24 protein-coding genes are annotated in these 24,723 nt (G+C 75.5%); 12 read left to right on the top strand and 12 right to left on the bottom strand.

All coding sequences use genetic code 11. From position 1 onward, the window contains the following. Window positions 1–38: 38 nt before the first annotated feature. Window positions 39–716 (bottom strand): ribosome hibernation-promoting factor, HPF/YfiA family, encoded by a 678-nt coding sequence (gene hpf, locus CLV35_RS13925; protein WP_121194095.1) that lies wholly within the window; start codon window positions 714–716, stop codon window positions 39–41. An 87-nt stretch (window positions 717–803) separates the two neighbouring features. On the opposite strand from hpf, the gene CLV35_RS20815 reads away from it, so the two are divergent. Continuing rightward, entirely contained in the window at window positions 804–938 is a 135-nt protein-coding gene (locus CLV35_RS20815; RefSeq protein ID WP_269203919.1) for a hypothetical protein, read from the top strand. A 245-nt stretch (window positions 939–1,183) separates the two neighbouring features. Here CLV35_RS20815 and CLV35_RS13920 read toward each other — a convergent pair whose 3' ends face one another. Continuing rightward, the gene (locus tag CLV35_RS13920; RefSeq protein ID WP_121194094.1) at window positions 1,184–2,044 is read right to left on the bottom strand and encodes a ComF family protein; all 861 of its coding nucleotides are present in this window, start codon (window positions 2,042–2,044) and stop codon (window positions 1,184–1,186) included. Between the two features lie 183 nt (window positions 2,045–2,227). Here CLV35_RS13920 and CLV35_RS13915 point away from each other — a divergent pair, with 183 nt between their 5' ends. Further along, window positions 2,228–3,667, top strand: a complete 1,440-nt coding sequence (locus CLV35_RS13915) for an MFS transporter (protein ID WP_121194335.1) — start codon at window positions 2,228–2,230, stop codon at window positions 3,665–3,667. Here the strand turns inward: CLV35_RS13915 and CLV35_RS13910 are convergent. From CLV35_RS13910 to mtrA, 3 genes are read right to left on the bottom strand one after another with little or no spacing between them, the layout of a single operon-like run. Next, window positions 3,655–5,415: a hypothetical protein gene (locus CLV35_RS13910; protein ID WP_121194093.1), complete on the bottom strand. Its 1,761-nt coding sequence runs from the start codon at window positions 5,413–5,415 to the stop codon at window positions 3,655–3,657. The two genes, CLV35_RS13915 and CLV35_RS13910, sit on opposite strands and share 13 nt — an antisense overlap. Beyond that, window positions 5,412–7,127 carry an MtrAB system histidine kinase MtrB gene (mtrB, locus tag CLV35_RS13905; RefSeq protein ID WP_121194092.1) on the bottom strand — a complete coding sequence of 572 codons (1,716 nt, stop codon included), beginning with the start codon at window positions 7,125–7,127 and terminating at the stop codon, window positions 5,412–5,414. Before mtrB ends, CLV35_RS13910 begins: the two co-directional genes overlap by 4 nt. A gap of 4 nt (window positions 7,128–7,131) precedes the next feature. Beyond that, on the bottom strand, window positions 7,132–7,809 hold the full coding sequence (gene mtrA, locus CLV35_RS13900; protein WP_121194091.1) for an MtrAB system response regulator MtrA: 678 nt from the start codon (window positions 7,807–7,809) through the stop codon (window positions 7,132–7,134). Between the two features lie 140 nt (window positions 7,810–7,949). On the opposite strand from mtrA, the gene CLV35_RS13895 reads away from it, so the two are divergent. From CLV35_RS13895 to CLV35_RS13875, 5 genes are read left to right on the top strand one after another with little or no spacing between them, the layout of a single operon-like run. Next, window positions 7,950–9,134: a hypothetical protein gene (locus CLV35_RS13895; protein ID WP_147431969.1), complete on the top strand. Its 1,185-nt coding sequence runs from the start codon at window positions 7,950–7,952 to the stop codon at window positions 9,132–9,134. 10 nt (window positions 9,135–9,144) lie between these two features. Beyond that, entirely contained in the window at window positions 9,145–9,768 is a 624-nt protein-coding gene (locus CLV35_RS13890) for a DUF4129 domain-containing protein (RefSeq protein WP_121194089.1), read from the top strand. After that, the gene (locus CLV35_RS13885) at window positions 9,765–10,883 is read left to right on the top strand and encodes a DUF4350 domain-containing protein (protein WP_121194088.1); all 1,119 of its coding nucleotides are present in this window, start codon (window positions 9,765–9,767) and stop codon (window positions 10,881–10,883) included. Before CLV35_RS13890 ends, CLV35_RS13885 begins: the two co-directional genes overlap by 4 nt. Next, entirely contained in the window at window positions 10,880–11,830 is a 951-nt protein-coding gene (locus CLV35_RS13880) for an AAA family ATPase (protein ID WP_121194087.1), read from the top strand. The genes CLV35_RS13885 and CLV35_RS13880 overlap by 4 nt, the downstream gene beginning before the upstream one ends. A 16-nt stretch (window positions 11,831–11,846) precedes the next feature. After that, window positions 11,847–13,136, top strand: coding sequence for a DUF58 domain-containing protein (locus tag CLV35_RS13875; RefSeq protein WP_121194086.1), 1,290 nt, complete (start codon window positions 11,847–11,849; stop codon window positions 13,134–13,136). Between the two features lie 7 nt (window positions 13,137–13,143). Here the strand turns inward: CLV35_RS13875 and CLV35_RS13870 are convergent, their stop codons facing one another. Next, a complete protein-coding gene (locus tag CLV35_RS13870) occupies window positions 13,144–14,136 on the bottom strand; it encodes a stage II sporulation protein M (RefSeq protein ID WP_121194085.1) in 993 nt (330 codons plus the stop codon). Between the two features lie 18 nt (window positions 14,137–14,154). Between CLV35_RS13870 and CLV35_RS13865 the strand changes: the two genes are divergently transcribed. After that, a complete protein-coding gene (locus CLV35_RS13865) occupies window positions 14,155–15,045 on the top strand; it encodes an RDD family protein (RefSeq protein ID WP_121194084.1) in 891 nt (296 codons plus the stop codon). Here the strand turns inward: CLV35_RS13865 and yczE are convergent. Further along, window positions 14,976–15,614: a membrane protein YczE gene (gene yczE, locus CLV35_RS13860; protein WP_183061977.1), complete on the bottom strand. Its 639-nt coding sequence runs from the start codon at window positions 15,612–15,614 to the stop codon at window positions 14,976–14,978. The genes CLV35_RS13865 and yczE overlap by 70 nt on opposite strands. Window positions 15,615–15,725: 111 nt before the next feature. On the opposite strand from yczE, the gene xylA reads away from it, so the two are divergent. Further along, window positions 15,726–16,913, top strand: a complete 1,188-nt coding sequence (xylA, locus tag CLV35_RS13855) for a xylose isomerase (protein ID WP_121194083.1) — start codon at window positions 15,726–15,728, stop codon at window positions 16,911–16,913. Window positions 16,914–16,952: 39 nt separating this feature from the next. Here xylA and CLV35_RS13850 read toward each other — a convergent pair whose 3' ends face one another. From CLV35_RS13850 to CLV35_RS13840, 3 genes are read right to left on the bottom strand one after another with little or no spacing between them, the layout of a single operon-like run. Beyond that, window positions 16,953–18,194 (bottom strand): adenosylhomocysteinase, encoded by a 1,242-nt coding sequence (locus CLV35_RS13850; RefSeq protein ID WP_269203918.1) that lies wholly within the window; start codon window positions 18,192–18,194, stop codon window positions 16,953–16,955. Between the two features lie 30 nt (window positions 18,195–18,224). Continuing rightward, window positions 18,225–19,727: an adenosylhomocysteinase gene (ahcY, locus tag CLV35_RS13845; protein ID WP_121194081.1), complete on the bottom strand. Its 1,503-nt coding sequence runs from the start codon at window positions 19,725–19,727 to the stop codon at window positions 18,225–18,227. 19 nt (window positions 19,728–19,746) lie between these two features. Further along, window positions 19,747–20,148, bottom strand: coding sequence for a MerR family transcriptional regulator (locus CLV35_RS13840; RefSeq protein ID WP_121194080.1), 402 nt, complete (start codon window positions 20,146–20,148; stop codon window positions 19,747–19,749). A gap of 66 nt (window positions 20,149–20,214) precedes the next feature. Here CLV35_RS13840 and CLV35_RS13835 point away from each other — a divergent pair, with 66 nt between their 5' ends. Next, window positions 20,215–20,829, top strand: coding sequence for a LysE family transporter (locus CLV35_RS13835; RefSeq protein ID WP_183061976.1), 615 nt, complete (start codon window positions 20,215–20,217; stop codon window positions 20,827–20,829). A gap of 9 nt (window positions 20,830–20,838) precedes the next feature. Here CLV35_RS13835 and CLV35_RS13830 read toward each other — a convergent pair whose 3' ends face one another. Together CLV35_RS13830 and CLV35_RS13825 are read right to left on the bottom strand one after the other, a co-directional pair. Continuing rightward, window positions 20,839–21,096 (bottom strand): DUF7455 domain-containing protein, encoded by a 258-nt coding sequence (locus CLV35_RS13830; protein ID WP_121194078.1) that lies wholly within the window; start codon window positions 21,094–21,096, stop codon window positions 20,839–20,841. 92 nt (window positions 21,097–21,188) lie between these two features. After that, window positions 21,189–22,913, bottom strand: coding sequence for a DEAD/DEAH box helicase (locus tag CLV35_RS13825; RefSeq protein WP_121194077.1), 1,725 nt, complete (start codon window positions 22,911–22,913; stop codon window positions 21,189–21,191). A 76-nt stretch (window positions 22,914–22,989) separates the two neighbouring features. On the opposite strand from CLV35_RS13825, the gene CLV35_RS13820 reads away from it, so the two are divergent. Both CLV35_RS13820 and CLV35_RS13815 read left to right on the top strand, forming a co-directional pair. Next, on the top strand, window positions 22,990–24,339 hold the full coding sequence (locus CLV35_RS13820; RefSeq protein ID WP_121194076.1) for a glycosyl hydrolase: 1,350 nt from the start codon (window positions 22,990–22,992) through the stop codon (window positions 24,337–24,339). Window positions 24,340–24,430: 91 nt separating this feature from the next. Further along, entirely contained in the window at window positions 24,431–24,673 is a 243-nt protein-coding gene (locus CLV35_RS13815; RefSeq protein WP_231121810.1) for a DUF7455 domain-containing protein, read from the top strand. Window positions 24,674–24,723: the final 50 nt, after the last annotated feature.

Here is a 24,723-nt window from a genome sequence, read left to right as displayed (position 1 = left end):
TTCGGGTCCGCTCGGCGCCATGATGCCACGCGCGGCGCTCAGCCCCCCTGGTGCAGCCCGGCCGCGAGCGCCGCGTCCTCGCCCTGGCCGCCCGCCGAGACGGTGGCCGAGTCGAGGTCGAGCCCGATGACCCCGTAGTCCCAGCCCTTGCGCCGGTAGACGACGCTCGGGCGCTTGGTCGCCGCGTCGACGAACAGGTAGAAGTCGTGGCCGACGAGCTCCATCTCGTACATCGCCTGGTCGAGCGTCATCGGCGAGGCCTGGTGCACCTTCTCGCGGATGACCACGGGGCTCTCGCCCTGGTCCGGGCCGGTGTCGGGCTCCTCGTCGTCGAGCGGCTGCGCCGACAGGGCCGAGGCGGCCTCCGCAGCGGCCGAGGCCGCCGCGAGCGAGACAGGCGTCTTGCCGCCGTGGTGGACCCGGCGCCGGTCGGCTGCCTTGCGCAGCCGCGCCTCCAGCTTGCCGATCGCGATGTCGAGCGCTGCCGTCCGGTCGTCGGCGCAGGCCTCGGCGCGGATCACCGGACCCTTGCTCTGCACCGTGATCTCCACCCGCTCGCACTCACCCGCGAGTCGTGGGTTGTGCTCCTCGGAGACCTCCACGTCGATCCGGATGACCCGGGTGTTGAAGCGCTCGACGCGGGCGAGCTTCTCGACGGCGGTGGTGCGGAACCGCTCGGTGACCTCGGTGTGACGGCCCTTGACGACGACATCCACGGATGCGGCCTCCTCGTGCTCGACGTGCCGGCCCTCGTCCCGGACGGACAGGGCCGGGGAACTACGGCCTACCCAATGTGAACGGTCATGCACTCACGGAAGTGGCCGTTCTCGCCGGGCAGCCTCGACCGTGCCGGCGGGCGGTGCCCCGACGGGGTCGTGGCCGGGCGGGGCGGCACTCGCCCGACCGACCTGGTCTTCGACCCCACATCCGCCTGCTGAGGCGTTCGCAGCCCATCGGCCACTACTGGCCTTCTCCCGGGTCGGGGGACGTCTGGACCCCCGGCGGGGCAGGACTTACTCCTAAGCCGCACCGTGATCGAGCGACGAGGAGTCGCCTTACGTGGACCGTTTCGCCTGCGGCTGGCATCGGCTTGCCCGGACCTGTCCCGCGTCGGAGCCGGAGCCCCGGCACGGGGATCGGCCCGGACGCAACCACGGGCTCGGGCGAGTGCCATGACGGAACGTTAGTCGTCCGGCCCACCGCCTGGATAGGCGCAGCGGCGCGGCGTCGCGGCGACCACCGCGCAGGCCACCGGGGTGCCGCCCGCGGCCCGGACCGCGCGCGCCGCCTCGGCCAGGCTCGCACCGGTCGTCGCGACGTCGTCGACGACCACCACCGAGCGGCCCGCCAGCAGCGGCGCCAGGGTGCGCGGCACGGCGTACGCGCCGGCGAGGTTCGCCGCGCGCTCCCGCGCGTCGAGGCCGGCCGAGTCGCGGACCCTGCGGCGCAGCCGGAGCACGTGCGCGAGCTCGCCGACGGGGCAGGGGTCGCGCTCCGGGGCGAGGAGGTCCCCGCTCCGGCTGCTGCGCAGCGCCGCCCGCGCGAGCACGGCGCCGGTGTCGCGGCCCCGCCGACGCACGGAGGCCGGCGCCGACGGGACCACGACCACGACGGCGGGCCGCCCCGGCGGGGACGCGGCTGCCGCCGCCAGCAGGGAGCGGGCGAGCGCGTGACCCAGCGGCGCGGCCAGCGAGCGGCGGCCGTCCTCCTTGTAGGCCGCGAGGAGCGGGCGCAGCGGCCCGGCGTAGGGAGCGACGGCCCACACCGGCGGCAGGCCGGGCGGTGCCGGCGTCGGGTCGGCCCGGACCGCGGAGCCGGCGAGGGCGCCGGCGCAGGAGGGGCACAGCGCCGGGCAGTCGCGCGCGCCGCACCCGGCGCAGCCGTCGGGCAGCACCAGGCCGAGCAGCTCGCGCAGGCCGCGGCGCACCGGCGCGAGCGAGCCCCGGGCGGGTCCGGGCAGCGTGGCGGTGGCAGTGGCGGGACTGGCGGGACTGGCGGGACTGGCGGGACTGGCGGGATCGGCGGTACTGGCGGTCGTGGGCATCCGGCGAGCGTGCCGCGGGAGGCGCCACTGCGCACCCCACCGCTGCGGGGGCTGTGGACGCGGCGGAGCCGCGGCTGTGGACGGGCGGCGAGCTGTCCACAGACCGCTGTGCCGGCGCGCCGCCGTCCACAGCGGCGAGGTGCACGTCAGGGCGCCGGCCCGCCGTGCCGGAGAATGGCACCCATGTGTGCAGCGTGCGGCGTCTCCTCCCACCTCTCCGCGGGCGAGCTCGACCCCCCGTCGGCTCCCTCGCCGCAGCGCGCTCCCGAGCCCTCGTCCGACCCGGCCGCCGCCACGGCGGCGCAGGCCGTCGCAGCCGGTGGGGCCGTCGCGGCCGGTGGGGCCGCGGACGCCGACGGCGCGGGAGTGCCGGCGAAGTTCGCGGCGCTGCGCAACAAGGAGTGCCGCACCTACCTCGTGGGCGGGATGCTCTCGATGATGGCCGACAACATCGAGCACGTCCTGACCTACTGGGTCCTCTGGCAGGAGTTCCACTCCCCGGCGCTGGCCGGCTTCGCGGTCATCAGCCACTGGGTGCCGTTCCTGGTGTTCTCCGTCTACTTCGGCGGGCTCGCCGACCGCTACGACTGCCGCCGCGTCATCCAGGTGGCGCAGGGCATGTTCATGGCGGTGTCGGCCGCCTGGGGCGTGCTGTTCGTGACCGGCACCCTGACGGTGCCCGCCGCCTGCCTGCTGCTCGTCGTCCACGGCATGGCGGGCTCGCTGTGGAGCCCCGCCGAGCAGCTGATGCTGCACGACTTCGTGGGCAACGCGGCCCTGCCCAGCGCGGTGCGCCTGAACGCGACCGCGCGCAGCCTCGGCATCCTGTGCGGTCCGGTCGTCGGCGCGGGCCTGCTGCTCGGGCTGGGCTCGACCGCCGGCATCTTCGTCAACGTCGCGATCTACCTGCCGCTGACGCTGTTCCTCTTCCGCACCAAGGTCACCGGCCACTCGCGCGACGAGGCCGTCGCGCGCACCCGCGTGACGTTCGTGCAGGCCCTGCGCGTCCTGCCCGAGGTCAGCCGCAACCCCACGATCCTGGCGATGATCCTGCTGGGCGGGCTCGGCTCGTTCTTCATCGGCGCGTCGCTGCAGTCGGCCATGCCGATCTTCGCCCACGACGACGGCGCCGGGTCGGCGGGCACCGCCTACAGCGTGCTGCTGTTCGCCAACGGCGCCGGCGGCGTGGTGGGCGGGCTGCTGCTCGAGGTGACCGGCCGGCTGCGGCCGACCGTGCGGACCGCGGTCGTCTCGACCTTCGTCTACGGCGGGTCGATGCTCGCCTTCGCCGTCACCCGCAACTACCCGTTCGCGGTGCTGATGCTCCTCGTGGGCGGCGTCGCCAACCTGGCGAGCATGTCGATCGGCCAGACCCTGGTCCAGCTGCTCGCCCCGGCGGGCAAGCGCGGGCAGGTCGTCGGCGTCTACGGCATGTCGGCCAGCGGTCTTCGCGCCGGCAGCGGCTTCACCGTCGGGCTGCTCGGCAGCGCGATCGGCGTCCACTGGTCGCTCGGGCTCTCGTCGGCGGCCCTCGTGGTCTGCACCGCGCTGGTGATGGCCTGGACCGTGCGGGCGGCGGCCCGCACCCGCGAGCCAGCGGAGGCCGCCGCTCAGCCCGCGTAGGACGGGTCGTGCAGCTTCGAGCCGAGCCGGCGACCGGCGGAGCCCTGCAGCAGCGTTCCTTTCGCGTCCTGGTAGACGACCGGCAGCTTGGTCTGGCTCGTCGAGGGCACGGCAACCTGTACCGCGGTGGCCAGCACCAGAGGGCCCGGCTGCTTCACCAGCTGGCCGACCGGCACCTGCAGCAGCGTCGAGCCGGTCGTCGCGCTCACCAGCACGCTGAGCACCGCCGGGTCGGCCCAGTCGAGGTCGAGCACGCTGCCGCTCAGCGCCGAGGTCGCGAACGGCGACGTGTCGCCGAGCCGCAGTGCGGCGCCACCCTCCACGGGCTGCTGCGGCTCGACCGCCGCGACCACCAGCTGGCTCGAGCTCGCCTTCCCGCGCTGCTGCTGCAGGACCAGCGCCACCCGGGCGCCGTCGGGCGAGGGCTCTGCGTTCACCACGGACCATCCCGCGGGAAGCGAGGGCAGCGGGACCGGGCGGGCGGCGGCCTCGCCGCGCGCGTAGGCGTAGAGCGTCCCCGTCGTGCGGTCGAGCGTCCAGGTCGTGCCGGAGGCGTCGATCGACGGGGCGCTCAGCACGGCGCGCCGCCCGGTCAGCACGACCTGCGGCGTGCCGGTGTCGTCGGTGACGAGCAGCCGCCGCCCGTCGGACGACAGCGCCGCGTAGCGGTCGCCGCCACCGGTGCGCGAGCGCGTGGGGTGCCTGACCGCCTCTCCGGCCAGCGCGGCCACCGGCGTGGGCGCGGAGTCGGGCTGCTGCGGCACGTCGACCTCGACGGCCCGGTCGGCCTCGTCGACGGCGAGCAGCGTGCGCAGCGGCGCGCTGGTGCCGCCGTCGAACGACGCGGGCGAGTCGGTGATGTCGGTGACGCCGGGGCCGAGCAGCACCTTGTCGATGCCGAGCGAGTCCTGCGTCAGCGTCCGGACGTAGGCGGCCTGCATGGCGCGGCGGCGCACCTCGGACAGGACCCCGTCGCCGCTCGGGACGACCGAGACGGCGCCGGTGCCGGCCGGCCGGATCTCGACGCGCACGCCCGGCGGGACGGCCGGCAGCACTGCACGGCGCAGCGCCGGACCCGGCTCGCCGGCCAGCCGGTCGGTGAGCACGGTCGCGAGGTCGCCGACCCCCCGGGGCAGCAGCACGGGCTCGGGCACCAGAGCGGTGAGCGAGCGGTTGGGCCACCACAGGTCGAGCGGCGCCATCGAGTGCGACACCCCCAGCCGGTCGAGCAGCACCCCCGAACCCAGCCCCACCGGGACGCCGCCGCCCTCGCTGACGAGCCCGTCGATCGACCAGGTGGGCGAGGCACCGGTCCCGCTGCTGACCAGGTGGAAGGTGAGGGTGGCGGGCTGCGGGTCCTCGACGGTGCGGTAGTGGCCGTCGGGAGAGACGACCGCGACGACCTTGCCGGTGAAGACCTGGTCCTCGGCGGCGGGGTCGCCCTCGACCGCGGTCAGCGTGTCGAACACGAGCTCGCCCGCGCCGGGCGTCCACCGGCCGTCCGCAGCCGGGGTCAGGAACTCGCGCGCCGTGGCGAAGCCCTCGTCGAAGCCGCCGGAGGCGGCCAGGAACCGGGTGACGACCGCGCGGGGGCTCAGCCCCGGCTCGCGCCCGGGCGCGCGCATGTGGACGAACGCGTCCGCGGCGCTCTGCGGGTCGGTGGCGACGGTGCGTACACCGCTGTGCGGGACGCCGGCGCACGCCGTCAGCAGCACCAGGACCGCGGCGCCGAGCGCGACGCGCCTCACGTCGCCCGTCCGTGGCGCTGGTAGGCCATGCCGATGCTGACGATCGGGTCGGTGCGCGACGGCCCGAGCTCGAGCGGCGAGCCCTGCAGCTGGGCTCCGGCCGTGCGGGGCAGCGTGAGCCGGAAGTGGGCGCCGCGGCCCAGCTCGCCGTAGGCCTGCAGCCAGCCGCCGTGCAGGTGGGCGTCCTCGAGCGCGATCGAGAGCCCGAGCCCGCTGCCGCCGGTGTGCCGGGCGCGCGAGGGGTCGGCGCGCCAGAAGCGGTCGAACACGCGGGCCGCGTCCTCGGGCGAGAGTCCGACCCCGTGGTCGCGCACGCCCACCGCGACGGCTCGGTCGTTGGCCGCCAGCGTGACGGTGATCGGGCGGCCCTCCCCGTGCTCGATGGCGTTGACGACCAGGTTGCGGACGATGCGCTCGATGCGCCGGGTGTCGCACTCGCAGAGCACCACGGCGTACGGCGTCTGGAGCGTCAGCTCGCTGCCGCGGCGCTCGGCGAGCGGCTCGGCGGCCTCGAGCACCCGGCGCACGAGCGGCTCCAGGTCGATCTGCTCGAGGTCGAGCTGCGCGGCGCCCGCGTCGAACCGGCTGATCTCCAGCAGGTCGGCCAGCAGCGACTCGAAGCGGTCGAGCTGGGTCTGCAGCAGCTCGCTGGCGCGCGCCACGTCGGCGGGGAAGTCGTCGGTGTAGCCGTGGAGCACGTCGGCGGCCATGCGCACGGTGGTGAGCGGCGTGCGCAGCTCGTGGGAGACGTCGGAGACGAAGCGCCGCTGCACGCGGGAGAGGTCCTCGAGCGCACGGATCTGGCGCTGCAGGTTGGTGGCCATCCGGTTGAAGGAGGCGGCCAGCCGGGCCAGGTCGTCCTCGCCGCGGATGTGCATGCGCTCCTCGAGCTTGCCCGCCGCCAGCCGCTCGGCGATGCGGGCGGCCAGGCGCACGGGGGTGACGACCGTGCGCGCCACGACGTAGGCGATCAGGCCGATCATGAGGATCAGCGCGCCGCCGGCGAGGGCGAAGGTGTTGCGCACCAGGTCGAGGGTCGCGCGCTCCGGGGCCAGCGAGAAGACGTAGTAGAGCTCGTAGTCCTGCTGCAGGATCGGCACCTGGGCGCCGACGACCAGCGCAGGCACGCGGGCGTCGGTGTCCACGGCCCGAGCGGTGACGTAGGCGTAGCCCGCCACCCCCGCACGCACGCTGGCGCGCAGGCTCTCGGGCACGATGCTCGGCGGGTTGCGCCCGGACGAGCCGCTGAAGAGGACGGCGTCGTCACTGGTGCTCGACGGCGCCAGCAGCATCACCTCACGCCGTCCGGTCTCGCCGCCGGCGGCAGCGAGGTTGCCGAGCTGGGTGTTGACGGCGTTGTAGACGTCGGCCGAGGTGGGCGGGTCGGCGGCGTTCCAGGTCACCGTGGCCAGCTGCGCCCCCGACAGCGCCTCGGCGACCGCGCTCTGCACCCGCGCCGAGAGGATGCCGTCGCGCACGCGGACGTAGATGAACGACCCGATCAGCCCGACGACGAGCAGCGAGAGCAGCACGGTCGTGGTGACGACGCGCAGGCGGAGCGAGCGGCGCCAGGCGGCGGTGACGCGGCGTACGGGGTGGCGGGGCAGCGGCGCGCGCGGCAGGACCGGCGTGCGCGAGCGGGGCTGCGGCGGCTCCGGCGGCTGGACGGGTCGCGGCCGGCGCCCGGAGCGCAGGGCCGAGGGCAGGTGCACGGGACTAGGCCGGACCGGCCTTGTAGCCGACCCCGCGCACGGTGACGACCACCTCGGGGTGCTCCGGGTCGCGCTCGATCTTGGCGCGCAGGCGCTGCACGTGGACGTTGACCAGCCGGGTGTCGGCGGCGTGGCGGTAGCCCCACACCTGCTCGAGCAGCACCTCGCGGCTGAACACCTGCCACGGCTTGCGCGCCAGCGCCGCCAGCAGGTCGAACTCGAGGGGGGTCAGGTTGATGATCTCGCCGTTGCGGCGCACGCTGTGGCCGGCGAGGTCGATCGACAGGTCGCCGATCTGCAGCGCCTCGGCCGCCGGCTCGTCGGTGCGGCGCAGGCGGGCGCGGACCCGGGCCACGAGCTCCTTGGGCTTGAACGGCTTGACCACGTAGTCGTCGGCGCCGGCCTCGAGCCCGACGACGACGTCGACGGTGTCTCCGCGGGCGGTGAGCATCACGACCGGCACGACCGACTCGCCGCGGATCTGCCGGCAGACGTCGATGCCGTCGCGCCCCGGGAGCATGAGGTCGAGCAGCACCAGGTCGGGCCGGCTCTCGCGGAAGATCTCCAGAGCGGAGTCGCCGTCGGCGCAGAACACGGGTTCGAGACCCTCTGCACGCAGCACGATGCCGAGCATCTCTGCCAGTGCGGGGTCGTCGTCGACGACGAGCACGCGTCCCTTCACCCCTCCATCGTGCACCCCCGCTGCGCGGAAGGGGTGGCAGGATCGCTCGCAGCGCAGCGGGCGTCGACCCGCCGGCGCACGACGGTGACCAGGACGACGCACGGGGTGACCCGCTGCGACCACGAGCGGACGGAGTGCAGATGAGCGACGACGAGACCCGGTGGGCCTCGCCCGGTGCCGCTCCGCCGCCTCCGCCCGGCCAGTACGGCCAGCAGGGCCCGCCCCCCGGCCAGTACGGCCAGCAGGGCCCGCCCCCCGGCCAGCCCGGCCAGCAGGGCCCGCCGCCCGGCCAGTACGGCCCGCCGCCGGGTCAGTACGCGGGACCGCCGCCCGGCTGGGGCCCCTCGCCCTACGGCCCGGCGCCCTACGGCTCGGCCCCGGTGCCCTACGCCGACGTCAAGCCCGGCGTCATCCCGCTGCGGCCGCTCAGCGTCATGGAGATCCTCGACGGCTCGGTGTCGACCGCCCGGCGCCACCCGCGCGTCACGCTCGGGCTCACGGCGGCCGTGGTGGCCGTCTCGACCCTGGTCAGCGTCGTGCTCGGCGTGCTGCTGCTCTCGGACAGCAGCTCGGTCCTCAACGAGACCGAGGTGACCGACGCGCAGTGGCGCCACCTCGCCGCCGACTTCATCCCGTGGGTCGCCGTGACCGCCGTGCTCACCGTCGCCGGGCAGGTGGTGCTCACCGGCGTGCTGACCGCGGTCATGGGGCGCGCGGTGCTCGGCCGACCCGTACGCCTCGCTGAGATCTGGTCCGAGGTGCGGCCTCGCCTGCTGACCCTGCTCGGCCTCACGCTGAGCGCCGTGGTGGTGCTCGTCGTGGCAGCGGGGCTCGTCGTCGGGCTCGCCGCGCTCGTCGCGGTGGCCACCGTGCCAGCAGCGGGCGTGCTGCTCGGGCTGCTGCTGGCGCTGGCGCTCGTCCCGGTGGCGATCTGGCTCGCCACCATGGTCGGCGTGGCCGGTCCGGCGGTCGTGCTCGAGCGCCAGGGCGTGCGCGGCGGCTTCCGCCGCTCGTTCCGGCTGGTGCGCGGGTCGTTCTGGCGGGTCCTCGGCGTGCTCGCGCTCGTGCAGGTCGTCACGCAGGTCGCCGGTGGCATCATCTCGGTGCCGTTCGTCGCCGGCTCGGCCGTCCTCGCCGCGGCCACCGACTCCACGAGCTTCTCGCTGCTGCCGCAGGTCCTGACCGGCATCGGGCAGGTGGCGTCGGGGGTCGTCACCTACCCGATCGCCGCGGGGGCGACGGCCCTGCTCTACGTCGACCTGCGCATGCGCCGCGAGGGCCTCGACCTCGAGCTCGCGCGGGCCGCCTCGGCTCCGCAGCGCTGAGCCCCGGCCCGTGGTCCCCGTCGAGCTCGGCCGCGAGGCAGCCCACCGGCTGGCCGCGGAGGAGCTCGCGCGCCAGGACTACCACCGCGACGACCCCGGGCTGGTCGAGCGGGCGCTCGACTGGGTGCTCGACCGCATCGGGCAGCTGTTCGGCACCGTCGACCGGGCGAGCGGCGGCCACGCGCTGCTCGCGCTGACCCTCCTCGTCCTGGTCGCCGCCCTGGGCGCGGTCGCGCTGCGTGCCCGCCTCGGTCCGGTGGCCCGCTCGGCCCGCGCGGCCGAGCCGCTGTTCGACGCCGAGGTCCTCGACGCCGCCGGGCACCGGCGGCGTGCCGACGAGCACGCCGCAGCAGCTCGCTTCGAGCTCGCCGTCCGCGAGCGGCTGCGCGCCGTCGTGCGCGGCCTCGAGGAGCGAGGCCTGCTCGACGTGCGTCCCGGCCGCACCGTCGACGAGGCCGCCCGCGAGGCCGGCGCCGCCCTCCCGTCGGCGCGCGAGGGGCTGGCGGCGGCGGCGGCCACGTTCGACGACGTCTGGTACGGCGGCCGACCGGCCCTCGCGCGCGACGACGAGCTGCTGCGCCGGGTCGACTACGAGGTGCGCAGCGCCCGCCCGCCGATCGCAGCGCCGCGGTGAGCCGGCTGCGGAGCCGGCGCGGCGCGCTCGTGCTGGTCGCTCTCGTCGCGCTCGCCGTGCTCGCGCTCGCGCTGACCGCCTCCGGCGACCGGAAGGGACGGCTCGACCCGCGTGCGGTCGACGGTGCCGGCAGCCGGGCGCTGGCCCGGGTCCTCTCGGGCCAGGGCGTGGACGTGCAGCTCGCCCGGACCACCGCGCGGGCCAGCTCCCTCGCCCGCTCGGGCGACACGCTGCTGGTCGTCGACGCCGACCTGCTCGCCGCCTCGCAGCTGCGCACGCTCGCCGGCCTCCGGTCCGACCTCGTGCTCGTCGCACCGGGCCAGGCGCCTCTCCAGGCGCTGGCGCCGTGGGCGGAGGCGGTGCGCGAGGGCGGGTCGGGACGGCGTACCCCGCAGTGCGACCTCCCCGCCGCCGTCCGCGCCGGCAGCGCGCGCGTGCCGGGGGTCTTCTACAGCTCCGGCGACGCCGGGGCGAGGCAGTGCTACCGCTCGGGCGACGCCGCCTCGGTCCTCGCCCGCACCGACGCCACCTCCGGCCGGACGGTCACCGTGCTGGGCTCGGAGCACCCGCTCACCAACGACGGGCTCGACGACGAGGGCGACGCCGCCCTCGTGCTCGGACTGCTGGGCGCCCGCCCGAGGCTGGTCTGGTACCTCCCCTCCCCCGACGACGTGCCCGCCGAGGCGCGTCGGTCCCTCTCGAGCCTGCTGCCGGACGGCGTACGGTTCGGCGCCCTCCAGGCGCTGCTCGCCGCGCTGGTCGTGGCGCTGTGGCGCGGGCGGCGGCTCGGCCCGGTCGTGACCGAGCCGCTGCCCGTCGTCGTGCCCGCGGCCGAGGCGGTCGAGGGCCGGGCCCGGCTCTACCGCCGCGGTCGCGCCCGCGGGCACGCCGCCGACGTGCTGCGCCGGGCGAGCGTCGACCGGCTGGCCGCCCTGCACCGCCTCCCGCGCGGCGCGCCGCCCGAGCAGGTGGTCAGCGCGGTCGCGGCGGCCACCGGGCGCTCCGGCGCCGATGTCGCCGCCCTCCTGTACGGTGCGGCGCCGGGGGACGACGCCGCCCTCGTCCGGCTGGCGGGCGCGCTCGACGCGCTCGAGGAGGAGGTGCGCCGCCCGTGAGCGAGCTCGACCCGCGCGCGGCGCTGCACGAGGTGCGGGCCGAGGTCGGCAAGGCCGTCGTGGGCCAGGACGGCGCGGTGACCGGGCTGGTCGTCGCCCTGCTGTGCTCCGGCCACGTGCTGCTCGAAGGCGTCCCCGGGGTGGCGAAGACGCTGCTCGTGCGCTCGCTGGCGGCTGCCCTGTCGCTGCAGTCGACGCGCGTGCAGTTCACGCCCGACCTCATGCCGGGCGACGTCACCGGCTCGCTGGTCTTCGACTCCCGCGAGTTCGTCTTCCGGCCAGGGCCGGTCTTCACCAACCTGCTGCTCGCCGACGAGATCAACCGGACGCCCGCCAAGACACAGGCGGCGCTGCTCGAGGCGATGGAGGAGCGGCAGGTCACGGTCGACGGCGTCTCGCGCCCGCTGCCCGAGCCCTTCGTGGTGGCGGCCACGCAGAACCCGGTGGAGTACGAAGGCACCTACCCGCTGCCCGAGGCCCAGCTCGACCGCTTCCTGCTCAAGCTGACCCTGGCGCTGCCCGCCCGCGACGAGGAGATCCTCGTGCTGCGCCGGCACGCCGACGGCTTCGACCCGCGCGACCTCGCCGGGGCCGGCGTGCGGCCGGTCATGGACGCCGCCGGGCTGGCCGCCGCGCGTGCCTCCGTGCGCCGCGTGTCGGTGGCGCCCGAGGTGCTGGCCTACGTCGTCGACGTCGTGCGGGCCACCCGCTCGTCCCCGTCGCTGCGGCTGGGCGTCTCGCCGCGCGGCGCGACCGCCCTGCTCGCCGCGGCGCGCGCCTGGGCGTGGCTCTCGGGCCGCGACTACCTCACGCCCGACGACGTCAAGGCCCTGGCGCGGCCGGCGCTGCGCCACCGGGTGAGCCTGCGCCCCGAGGCCGAGCTCGACGGCGTCAGCGCCGACATGGTGCTCGACGGCGTGCTGGCGACCGTCCCGGTCCCGCGCTGACCGGGACGCGTACGCCGTGGCGCTGACCGGACGCGCGGCCCTGCTGGCGGCCGCCTCGGTGCTGGTGGTGGCGCTCGCCGCGCCGTCGTGGTGGGGCGTGCTGGTCGTCTCGCTGCTCGTCGCGGCCCTCGTCTGCCTGGACGCCTGGCTGGCCGCCCGGGTCCGTGACGTGCGGGTCGAGCGCTCGGGCGACACCGCAGCGCGCCTCGGCGACACCGCCCGGGTCACGCTGGTCGTCGAGTCGCCCCGCCGGCTGCGCGGCAGCGTCCGCGACGCCTGGCCGCCCTCCGCGGGCGCCGTCACCCAGCGCCACGCCCTCGACCTGGCGCCGGGCGACCGGGCGCGCCTGACGACCGAGCTGCACCCGACCCGCCGTGGCGACCGCGCCGCCGCCGGCGTGACCGTCCGCAGCACCGGTCCGCTGGGCCTCGGCGCCCGCCAGCGCTCCCGGCAGGTGCCGTGGACGGTGCGCGTGCTGCCGCCGTTCACCTCCCGGCGCCACCTGCCCGGCAAGCTCGCCCGCCTGCGCGAGCTCGACGGGCGCAGCGCCCTGCTCCTGCGCGGCCAGGGCACCGAGTTCGACTCGCTGCGCGCCTACGTGCCCGGCGACGACGTGCGCTCGGTCGACTGGCGGGCGACCGCTCGCCGTCCGGAGGTCGTCGTACGCACCTGGCGCCCTGAGCGCGACCGGCGGGTGCTGCTCGTGCTCGACACCGGCCGCTCGTCGGCGGGGCGGGTGGGCGACGCCCCTCGGCTCGACGCGGCGATGGACGCCGCGCTGCTGCTCGCCGCGCTCGCGGCGCGGGCGGGCGACCACGTCTCGCTGCTCGCCTACGACCGCGCGGTGCGCGCACGCGTACGCGGCGCCGAGGGCCCCGCGCTGCTGCCCGCCTTGGTAGGGGCGATGGCTCCGCTCGAGCCGCGGCTGGTCGAGTCCGACCTCGCGGGCCTGGTCAGCACGGTGCTGACCACCGAGCCGCGCCGCAGCCTCGTGGTGCTGCTGACCGGTCTCGACGCCGCGGGCGTCGAGGAGGGGCTGCTCCCGCAGGTCGGCCGGCTGGTGCACCGCCACACGCTGGTCGTCGCCTCCGTGCGCGACCCGCGCGTCGCGGAGCTCGCCGCGGGCAGGGGCGACGCGGCCGCTGCCTACGCCGCCGCCTCTGCGGAGGCGGCGCTGGCCGAGCGCCGGCGGGTGGCCGACCTGCTCGGCCGGCACGGCGCGCTCGTGGTCGACGCGCTGCCGGCGGAGGTGGCGCCCGCGCTCGCCGACGCGTACCTCGGCGTGAAGGCGGCCGGGCGGCTGTGACCGGCCGCTAGCCCGCCCAGGGCAGCTCGGCCGCTCCCTCGTCCGCGAGCAGGTCGCCCGTCTCGCCGGCCCTCGCGCCGCGCGAGCCGAGGACCCCGACGTAGGCCAGGAAGCCGCCCAGCGCCAGCGCGCCGATGGCGAGCTTGACCGGCGACCACAGCCCGCTCGGGGTCACGAAGCCCTCGATCGTGCCGGCCACGGCGAAGACCGGCACCAGTCCCAGCGCCACCGCCGCCATGGCCCGGCCCTCGACGCCGAGCGCGGTCGCGCGGGTGCGGCGACCGGGCGCGACCCAGGCCCAGCCGAGCCGCAGCCCGGCCCCCGCGGCGACGAAGATGCTGGTCAGCTCGAGCATCCCGTGCGGGAGGATGTAGGAGAAGAACGTGCCGAGGCCGCCTTCACGCGCGAGCAGCCCGCCGCTCACGCCGACGTTGAGCGCGTTCTGGAGCAGCACCCACAGCGGGAAGAGCAGCGAGATGCCGGTGAGCAGGCACTGGGCCGCCACCCACGCGTTGTTGGTCCACACCGAGAAGGCGAAGGCGCCGTGCGGGTGCTCGGAGTAGTAGTCGACGAACTCGCGGCGGAACTGCCGGACCCCCTCGGGCGGCGTGATCGTCGCGGCCACGGTGGGGTCGGCCGCCACCCAGGCGCCCGCGGCCACGGCCACCGCCGCCGACGCGCCCGCGGCTCCGGCCACCCACCAGCGCGCCCGCCACACCGCGGTCGGGAAGACGACGGCGAAGAAGCGGGCGAGGTCGCGCCAGGCCGGAGTGTGCGCGCCGGTGACTGCCGACCGGGCGCGGGCGACCAGCGAGGAGAGCCGGCCGACCAGCGCAGGGTCGGGCGAGGCGGACTGGACCACCGAGAGCGAGGTCGCCGCGCGCTGGTAGAGCCGCACCAGCTCGTCGGACTCGGGCCCCGACAGCCGGCGGCGCGCGGCGAGCTCCTCGAGCCGCGCCCACTCCGCGGTGCGGGCCACGACGTAGGCGTCGACGTCCATCGCGGGCAGACTAGCCCGGTGAGCTCCCTCGTGACCGGTGAGGCGGTCGCCCTCGACCTGCGGACCGCGAGCTTCGTGTCGCGCTCGCTGGCGCTGCTCCTCGACCTCGCGGTGCAGTTCGCAGCGCTCTACGCGATCTTCCTGGCGGTGACCCTGGGCCTCGGCGCCTTCGACTCCGCCGTCGTCGCGGGGCTGACCGTCGTCGGGGTGGTCGGCGTGCTCATCGGCTACCCCGTCGTCTTCGAGACGCTGACCCGCGGGCGCAGCCTCGGCAAGCTCGCGTTCGGGCTGCGCGTCGTGCGCGACGACGGCGGCCCGGAGCGCTTCCGCCACGCGCTGGTCCGGGCGCTGGTCGGCTTCGGCGAGCTCTACCTGACCTCGGGCAGCGCCGCGCTGATCGCCTCGATGGTCTCCGAGCGCGGCAAGCGGCTGGGCGACCAGCTGGCCGGCACGGTGGTGGTCCGCGAGCGGGTGCCCTCGCTCTCCCGGCCGGTGCCGCTGGTGGCGCCCGGGCTGGCGCAGTGGGCGGGCGCGCTCGAGCTCTCGGCCCTGCCCGACGGGCTGGCGCTCGAGGCGCGCACCTTCCTCTCGCGCGCGCCGCTCCTCCACGACGGCAGCCGGGCCCGGCTGGCGGGCCAGCTGGCCTCTGCCGTCGCCGCGCGGGTCACCCCGCCGCCGCCCCCCGGGCTGCCCGCCGAGCCCTACCTCGCGACCGTGCTCGCCGAGCGCCGGCGGCGCGAGCTCGCGCGGGTCACCCCGACGTACGTCCCGGTGCCCGCGCCTCCTCCGGCCGCGTACGCGCCGGTGCAGCACGCGCCCGTCGGGTACGCGCCCGCTCCCTACCCCGCCGCCGTGCCGCAGACGGGCGGCTCGGCGAGCACCGGCTCGGGGTTCGCCCCGCCCGTCTGAGCCGGCACGCTGAGCACCGGCAGCAGGCGGTGGACCAGCGGGCCGATCGCCACGGCGTAGACGACGGTGCCGACCCCGGCCGAGCCGCCGAGCAGCACGCCGGTGACCAGCACGCCGACCTCGATCGTCGTCCGCACCCGCCAGAGCGTCAGCCCGCGGTCGGCCAGCCCCAGGCTCAGGCCGTCGCGTGGGCCCGAGCCGAGCCCCGCACCCACGTAGGTCGCCGTGGCCAGCGCGTTGAGCAGCACGCCCGCCAGCAGCAGCGGCACCCGCACGCCGAGCGCGTGCGGCGTCGGCAGCACGGCGAGAGCGGCGTCCATCGCGGTGCCCACCAGCGCGACGTTGGCGACCGTCCCGACGCCCGGGCGCCGGCGCAGCGGCAGCCACAGCAGCAGCACGACCAGCCCCACCAGGTTCGTGACCAGCCCGATGCGCTCCGAGAGGCCCTGGTGCAGGCTGGTCCACGGGTCGAGGCCGAGTCCGGCGCGCACGAGCAGCGCGTCGGAGGCGCCGTAGAGCAGCAGCCCCACCACCAGCTGGGGCACCCGCCAGGTCAGAGTCGTCCGCACGGCCCCATCCTCCCGGACGCCGCCCGCCGCGCGCGCGGACGTTTCGCCGGGGTGCCTGGTGGAACGGGGAGCGGAGACCCGGACCACGCCGGAGCTCGACCAGGAGGACGCATGGCACCGCAGCCCACCCGCGAGGACAAGTTCAGCTTCGGTCTCTGGACCGTCGGCTGGCAGGCCCGAGACCTGTTCGGCGAGGCGACCAGGCCGGTGCTCGCCGGCGTCGAGGCAGTGCACAAGCTCTCCGAGATCGGCGCCTACGGCATCACCTTCCACGACGACGACCTGATCCCGCCGGGGAGCAGCTCCTCCGAGCGCGACCGGATCATCGCCGAGTTCAAGCAGGCACTGCAGGACACCGGCATGGAAGTGCCGATGGTGACCACGAACCTGTTCGGCGACCCGGTCTTCAAGGACGGCGGCTTCACCAGCAACGACCGCTCGGTCCGCCGCTACGCGCTGCGCAAGGTCATGCGCAACATGGACCTCGCCGCCGAGCTCGGCGCCCAGATCTACGTGTTCTGGGGCGGACGCGAGGGCTCCGAGGTCGACTTCGCCAAGGACATCCGCTCGGCGCTCGACCGCTACCGCGAGGGCATCGACCTGCTCGCGCAGTACTCCATCGACAAGGGCTACGGCATGAGGTTCGCCATCGAGCCCAAGCCCAACGAGCCCCGCGGCGACATCCTGCTGCCCTCGATCGGGCACGCGCTGGCGTTCATCAACGAGCTCGAGCACGCCGACATGGTCGGCATCAACCCCGAGGTCGGCCACGAGCAGATGGCCAGCCTCAACTACACCCACGGCATCGCGCAGGCCCTCTGGCAGGGCAAGCTCTTCCACATCGACCTCAACGGCCAGAAGGGCCCGCGCTACGACCAGGACCTGGTCTTCGGCTACGGCGACCTGCTCCAGGCGTTCTCGACGGTCGACCTGCTGGAGAACGGCGCGCCCGGCGGCGGCCCGACCTACGACGGCGACCGCCACTTCGACTACAAGCCGCTGCGCACCGAGGACATGGAGGGCGTCTGGCAGTCGGCGTCGGCCAACATGGAGCTCTACCTCTCGCTCAAGGAGCGGGCGCAGGCCTTCCGCGCCGACCCCGAGGTGCAGGAGGCGCTCGCGGCCGCGCAGGTGGCCGAGCTCGCCAACCCCACGCTCGACGTGGGCGAGTCCTACGAGCAGCTGCTGGCCGACCGCTCGTCGTTCGAGGACTACGACCTCGAGGCCGCCCGGACCAAGGGCTACGGCTACGCCCGGGTGCAGCGCCTGGCGCTCAAGCACCTCATCGGGCGCGACTAGGCCCCCTCCCGACCTGCCTGCCGCTGCTGGCTCTCGGGGCTAGGACCCCGAGCGCCAGGAGCGCAGGTAGGTCGCCTGCGCCGTGCTGAGCCGGTCGACCTCGACGCCGAGGGACTCGAGGGCCAGCGCGGCGACCCGCTGGTCGATCTCGGTGGGCAGCTCGTGGACGCCCTCGGCGAGGGTGCCGGCGGAGCCGACCAGCCAGCGGACCGTGAGGGCCTGCAGCGCGAAGGCGAGGTCCATGACCGCCGGGGGGCTGCCCTCGGCCGCCGCCAGCCCCGCGACCCGGCCCTCGGCCACCAGCAGCACCCGCCGGCCGTCGGCCAGGGTGTACTCGTCCAGCGCCGGCCGCACGTCGGGCTCGCGGTCGGACGCAGCGGCCAGCAGCGCCCGCACGTCGACCTCGACGTCGAAGTGCCCGGCGTTGGCGAGCACCACGCCGTCGCGCAGCAGGGGGAGGTGGCGCGCGCCCACGACGTCGACGCCGCCGGTGGCGGTGACGACCACGTGGGCCTCGGCCGCAGCAGCGGCCATCGGCAGCACGCGGAAGCCGTCGAGCGTGGCGTCGAGCGCGGCGACGGGGTCGACCTCGGTGACGACCACCTGGGCGCCGAGCCCGCGCAGCCGGGTCGCCACTCCCCTGCCGACGTCGCCGAAGCCGGCGACCACGCAGACCCGCCCGGCGAGAAGCATCCCGGTGGCGCGCAGCAGCGCGTCGACGGTGGACTGCCCGCTCCCCCACCGGTTGTCGACCACCCGCTTGACCGGGGTGTCGTTGACGGCGACGACCGGCAGGGACAGGGCGCCGTCGCGGGCGAGCTGGCGCAGCCGGAGCACTCCCGTGCCCGTCTGCTCGCTGGCGCCGAGCAGCGCACCCGTCCCCAGCAGGTCGGGGCGCTCCTGGTGCAGGGTGCTGATGAGGTCGCAGCCGTCGTCGAGCAGCACCGCGCGCCCAGCACCGGTCAGCGCGTCGAGCGTGGCGCGCACGTCGTCGTAGTAGCCCGCGCGGTCGACCCCGCGCCTGGCGTGGACCGCGATGCCCTGCTCGCGCAGCGAGGCGGTGACGTCGTCCTGGGTCGAGAGCGGGTTGGACGAGCACAGCACCAGCTCCGCGCCGCCCGCCCGCAGGGTGCGCGCCAGGGCCCCGGTCTCCGCGGTCAGCGGCAGGCAGCCTGCGACGACGACACCCGTGAGCGGGCGGCTCCTGCTCCACTGGTCCCGGACGCGCGACAGCACGGGCATCGAGCGCTCAGAACGCTCGATGCGCCGTGCTGTCGTCACAGTGCCGGGCCCGCCGGGAGGCGCGGAGGCCTAGTAGCGGTAGTGGTCGGCCTTGTAGGGCCCCTCGACCGGGACGCCGATGTAGGCGGCCTGCTTCTTGGAGAGCTCGGTGAGCTTCACGCCGAGCGCGTCGAGGTGCATGCGGGCGACCTTCTCGTCCAGGTGCTTGGGCAGCACGTAGACCTTCTTGTCGTAGTCCGCGGTCTTCGTGAAGAGCTCGATCTGGGCGATCGTCTGGTTCGCGAAGGAGTTCGACATGACGAAGCTGGGGTGGCCCGTCGCGTTGCCGAGGTTGAGCAGCCGGCCCTCGGACAGCACGATGATGCTGTGGCCGTCGGGGAAGGTCCACTCGTCGACCTGCGGCTTGATCGTGGTGCGCGTGATGCCGGGCACCCGGGCCAGGCCGGCCATGTCGATCTCGTTGTCGAAGTGGCCGATGTTGCCGACGATCGCCTGGTGCTTGGTGCGCGAGAGGTCCTCGACGGTCAGGACGTCCTTGTTGCCGGTGGCCGTGATGACGATGTCGGCGAGGGGCAGGGCCTCCTCGAGCGTCGTCACCTGGTAGCCGTCCATCGCCGCCTGGAGCGCGCAGATCGGGTCGATCTCGGTGACGATGACGCGGGCGCCCTGCCCGCGCAGCGACTCGGCGCTGCCCTTGCCGACGTCGCCGTAGCCGCAGACGATGGCGACCTTGCCGCCGATGAGGACGTCGGTGGCGCGGTTGATGCCGTCGATCAGCGAGTGGCGGGTGCCGTACTTGTTGTCGAACTTGCTCTTGGTGACCGAGTCGTTGACGTTGATCGCCGGGAAGAGCAGCGTGCCCGCCTGGGCGAACTCGTAGAGCCGGTGGACGCCGGTCGTGGTCTCCTCCGTGACGCCCTTGATGCCGGCGGCGACGCGGGTGAATCGCTGCGGGTCGGCGGCGAGCGAGGCGCGCAGCAGGTCGAGGATGACGCCGTACTCCTCGGAGTCGTCGTCGCTCGTGGCCGGCACGGCGCCGGCCGCCTCGAACTCGACGCCCTTGTGGACGAGCAGCGTGACGTCGCCGCCGTCGTCGAGGATCATGTTGGGGCCGGCGCCGTCGGGCCAGGAGACGACCTGGTCCGTGCACCACCAGTACTCCGGCAGGGTCTCGCCCTTCCAGGCGAAGACCGGCACGCCGGCCGGCGCGTCGACGGTGCCCTCGGGGCCGACGACGACCGCGGCAGCGGCGTGGTCCTGCGTGGAGAAGATGTTGCAGGAGACCCAGCGGACCTGCGCGCCGAGCGCGGTCAGGGTCTCGATGAGCACCGCGGTCTGGATCGTCATGTGCAGCGAGCCGGTGATGCGTGCGCCCGCGAGCGGCTGGCTGGGACCGAACTCGCGCCGCAGCTCCATCAGGCCCGGCATCTCGTGCTCGGCGAGGCGGATCTCGTTGCGGCCGAACTCCGCGAGGGAGAGGTCGGCGACCTTGAAGTCGAGCCCGTTGCGGGTGTCGACGCTCAGGTGTGCTGTCGGTGCGGCTGCGCTCGTGGTGGACGTCGCGGCGGTCATGCAGTCTCCCTCGGGTGGTTCACTGGGCTTCCTTGACATTGTTGCGTGAATGTTGGCCGGAGCGCAACAGGCGCAGGTGGCGCTCCTGGTCCCAGCGCAGGGCGTCGAGCGCGTCGGCCGAGCCGGCGGCGCCTGCGGCGGGCGGCGCCGGGGGTACGCCGTCCAGCCACCCGTCGACGGCCTCGTGCAGCGCGCGCTCCCGGCGCAGGCGCAGCGCGACCGCCACGTCGGAGAGCTCGAGCCCGGTCTCGTCGAGCAGGGTGCGCAGCGTGCGCAGCCGGTCGAGCTCGGCCGGGCCGTAGAGGCGGTAGCCGGCGCTGGAGCGCCGCGGCACGACCAGCCCGCGCTGCTCGACGTAGCGCAGCATGCGCGGCGACCACCCCGTGGTGGCCGCTGCCTCCTGCACCGTGGCGAGCTCCATGGCCCAACCTTAGCAGGACCGTGTGAAGGTCCGGGCGGGGGACGTGCACCCGCTACGGTCTCGGCCGTGGACGCGCTGGCCCTGGGGCTGAGCATCGGGCTGGCCGCCGGCATCAGCCCGGGCCCGCTGCTCGCCCTGGTGGTGACCGAGACCCTGCGCTCGGGCTGGCGGGCCGGCGCCGCCACGGCGTGCGCGCCACTGCTGAGCGACGTGCTGGTGGTGACGGGCGTGCTGCTGGTGCTGCAGCACCTGCCCGAGGCCGCGCTCGGCGCGGTCGGGGTGGTCGGCGGCGTCTTCGTGGTCTGGTCGGGCGTCGCGACGGTGCGCGAGGCGCGGACGGCACAGCTGCGTACGCGTGCCGCCGCCCCCGCCGCGCTGGTGCAGGCGCTGCGCCGCGCCGCCGTGGTCAACCTGCTGAGCCCGCACCCCTGGATCAGCTGGGCGACGGCCCTCGGCCCGCTCACCGTGTCGGCCTGGCGCGACGCGCCCTCGCACGGGGTGGCCCTCGTGGTCGGCTTCTACGCGACGCTGGTCGGCGCCAAGGTGGCCGTCGCCGTGCTGGTCGGGCGCAGCTCCGGCCGGATGGGCGAGGTCGGCTACCGGCGGGCGCTCACCGGCGCCGGCCTGCTGCTGGTCGCCGCCGGCGTCGCCCTGGTCGTGGAGTTCGGCCGCACGGTCTGAGGCGTCCGCTCAGAGGGCGTTGGCCGAGGTCGAGGGCTTGACGTTGATGAGCGCGGTGTCGTCGCGCACCGAGGCGCCGGCAGCCACGAGGGCGGGGGCGTTCTCGCGGCCGTGGTGGCCGCAGAAGAGCAGCTCGCCGCCGGAGCGCAGCCGCACGCGCATGAACGCCTGCGCGCCGCAGCTGTCGCAGCGGTCGGCGACGACGAGCGGCGCCAGCGGGGCCTGGGCGACCGGGTCAGCCGTGCTGTCCGTTGCCGTGGTGTTCATGAGCACCTCTTCTGCGTGGCCCGACGGGGGACGTGTGCTCTCCCCATCGACCGCCCACCCGCCCGGGCTTAGCCCGGACGGGCGACGAAGTCTCAGCCGCGCTCGCGGTGGCCCCGGTCGCGGCGCACGGCGGCGGTGCGGCCCTTGATCTTCGTGGCGCGCAGCGCCTGCATGACCGTCTCGGCCGCCGACTCCGGCACCTCGACCAGCGAGAACCGGTCGGCGATCTCGATGGCGCCGATCTGGCGCCCGGGCAGCCCCGCCTCGCCGGCGATCGCGCCGACGAGGTCCTGCGGGCGGATGCCCGCGCTGCGCCCGAGGCTGATCCACAGCTTGGTCGAGTCGGCGCCCAGCGAGCGCTGCGGCCGCCCGCTCGGGCCACCGGAGCCGCCCGAGCCCCCGCGGCCGGCGCCGGAGTGGGAGCCGCCCGGGCCGCCGGCGTGGGAGCCACCGGCGCGCTGCTCGCGCTCGGGGCGCGGCGCCACCTCGGGGATCTCCTCCTCGTCGGTGGTCGGGCCGCCCGCCTCGTGGGCCAGCTTGACCGCGGCGAGCGCGATCTCCATGAGGTCGAACTCCCCGGCGAGCGCCTCGACCACCACGCGGAACTCGTCGAGCTCGTCGGTGACCAGGCTCTCCTCGAGCGCGGAGCGGGTCATCTCGAGCCGGCGGGCCCGCAGGTCGGACACGGTCGGCACCTTGGCCACGGCGATCTTCTGGCCGGTGACGCGCTCGATGACCTTGAGCATGCGGTGCTCGCGCGGCTCGGCGAGCGTGATGGCCACGCCGGCCCGGCCGGCGCGGCCGACGCGGCCGATGCGGTGGACGTAGGCCTCGGGAGCCGAGGGCACGTCGTAGTTGAAGACGTGGGTGAGCTGGTCGAGGTCGAGCCCGCGGGCGGCGACGTCGGTGGCGATGAGCAGCTCGGCGGTGCCCGAGCGCAGGCGGTTCATCACCCGGTCGCGCTGCTCCTGGCTCATGCCGCCGTGCAGCGCCTCGGCGCGGTAGCCGCGGCCGTTGAGCGACTCGGTGAGCGTGTCGACCTCGTCCCGGGTGCGGCAGAAGACGATGGCGGCGGTCGGCGCCTCGACGTCGAGCACGCGGCCCAGCGCTGCCGACTTGTAGGCGCGCGACACGACGTAGGCGCTCTGCCGCACCAGCGGCGCCTCGCCCGCGGCGGCCCGCTCGCGCTCGATCTGGATGCGGATCGGGTCGCGCAGGTGCCGGCGCGCGATCGCGTCGACGCGCCCGGGCATGGTCGCCGAGAAGAGCACCGTCTGCCGGCCCTCGGGCGTGCTCTCGAGGATCGACTCGATGTCCTCGGCGAAGCCCATGTCGAGCATCTCGTCGGCCTCGTCGAGCACGACCATCTGCAGCGCCGACAGGTCGAGCGTGCCGCGGCTGATGTGGTCGAGCGCGCGCCCCGGGGTGGCCACGACGACGTCGACACCGCGCTCGAGCGCGCGCAGCTGGTGGCCGATGGGCGCACCGCCGTAGACCGGCAGCACCCGGGCGCCGAGGTCCTTGCCGTACTTGTGCGTGGCCTCCGACACCTGCACCGCGAGCTCGCGGGTCGGCACCAGGATCAGGGCGCCGGGCGTGCGGCGGTCGGGCCGGTCGAGGATCCGGCTCAGCAGCGGCAGCGCGAACGCCGCCGTCTTGCCGGTGCCGGTGGCCGCCTGGCCGAGCAGGTCGTGGCCCTCGAGCAGCGGCGGGATCGACTCCCGCTGGATCGGCGTCGGCTCCTCGTATCCCAGGGTCACCAGTGCCGCCAGCAGCTCGGGCCGCAGGCCCAGCTCGCCGAATCCGTCGTCGCTCACGTCGCTCCTCGAGGTCTTGCAGTCCCCCTAGTGTCTCAGCCGCGCGCGTCCTGCCGCGCCGCATAGGCTGCGGGGGATGCGCCGGGCCAGCCACGTACGCCTGCTGCTGGGCCTCGCGACGCTGCTCGCGGTCCTCGCGCTGGCCCCGCCGACCGGTGCGCCGCAGCCTGCGGCGCTCGAGCTGCCGGTCAGCGCGCCGGTGCCCCGCACGGCGTTCGGCATGAACCAGGTCGACCCCGCCGCCTGGCCGTCCGTGCCCGTCGGCGCCCTGCGGCTGTGGGACTCCGGCACCGCGTGGCCCGACCTCGAGCCGGCGCGCGGCACGTGGGACTGGAGCCGGCTCGACGCCTACGTCGACGCGGCGACCGCGCACGGTGCCCCGGTGCTGCTCACCCTCGGCCAGTCGCCGCAGTGGGCGTCGGCTCGCCCGGGCGACCCCTCGCCCTACGGCGGCACGACCACGCCGGCGGAGCCGGCAGGGGCCTCCGACTGGACCGACTACGTCCGCGCCGTGGTGACGCGCTACCGCGGCCGCATCGAGGCCTACGAGACCTGGAACGAGCCGAACCTGCGCTCCTTCTACACCGGCAGCCCGCAGACGCTCGCAGCGCTCAGCTCGGCGGCGGCTGCCGTCGTGCACGAGGTCGACCCGCGGGCGCGGGTCGTCACCCCGGGCGTCGCCTGGACGTCGCCGGGCGGCCCCGAGTGGTTCGACGCGTTCCTCGCCGCCGGCGGGGCGAGCGGTGCCGACGTCGTCGGGTTCCACGCGTACCCGCGCGAGGGCTGGGCGCCCGAGCAGCTGGCGGACGTGGCCGCAGACGTACGCGCCCGCGCCGTCGCCGGAGGCGCCCACCTGCCGCTCTGGGACACCGAGACCGGCTGGGGGCACACGAGCCCGACCGACCCGCACCCCTGGCTGGTCCCGACCGCCGACGGTCCGGGGCTCGTCGCCCGCACCTACCTCGCGCTCGTGGCCGCGCAGGTGCCGCGGGTCTACTGGTACGGCTTCACCAACAAGGCGGTCGGGCTCTGGCTCACCGGCGACGACGGGCGGACGCTGTCGGGCGCCGGCACCGCCTGGGCGCAGGCCGCGCGGTGGGTCGCAGGAGCGCGGCCGGGCCCCTACGGCCCCGACGGCTCCGGCACGTGGCGCCTCGAGCTCGGCTACGACGACCTCGACGGCCGGGGCGAGCGCCCAGGTCGTCTGGGTGCAGTCCGGAGGGGCGCCGGTGACCGCACCGGCGCGCACGACCGAGCTGCGCCGCCTCGACGGCTCGCGGGAGGAGGTCGCCCCCGGGGCGGCGGTGCGCGTGACGGGCGAGCCGGTGCTGCTCGTCCAGCGCTGAGGTCGTGCTCCAGCGAACGATCGGGCATGACCTGCGACACACCGCGGTTGGCGCGACACGGACGAGGAACAACAGGGTGACGTGAGGGCGTTGACCCGGTACACCGACTAGCGTCACAGCCGACGTCCTCCCGACATCGACCGCGACGTCGGTCCAGCGAAGGGAAAGCTCATGTCGAACGCGATCTCCGACACCCGGCCCGACATCACGCCTTCCCACACCTCGGACTCCGTCCTCGCGCCCCTCGCCGTCGCCGACCGGTGCGACCGCTGCGGGGCCCAGGCCTTCGTGCGGGCGCGGATGAGCGAGGGCGGCGAGCTCGTCTTCTGCGGGCACCACGGCCGCGAGGCGACCCCCCGTCTGATCTCCCTCGGCGCCGAGGTGCGTGACGACACCGGGCTCATCCCGGCCTGACCCCGTCCGAGCCGGACGATTTCCGGCAACCGGCCCCGGTGCGCGATCCT

Origin of the sequence: Motilibacter peucedani, from assembly GCF_003634695.1 — a bacterium.
Classification (GTDB): Bacteria; Actinomycetota; Actinomycetes; order Motilibacterales; family Motilibacteraceae; genus Motilibacter; species Motilibacter peucedani.
The sequence above is the reverse complement of the archived record's forward strand: the minus strand, read 5'-3'. Positions and strand labels throughout refer to the sequence as shown.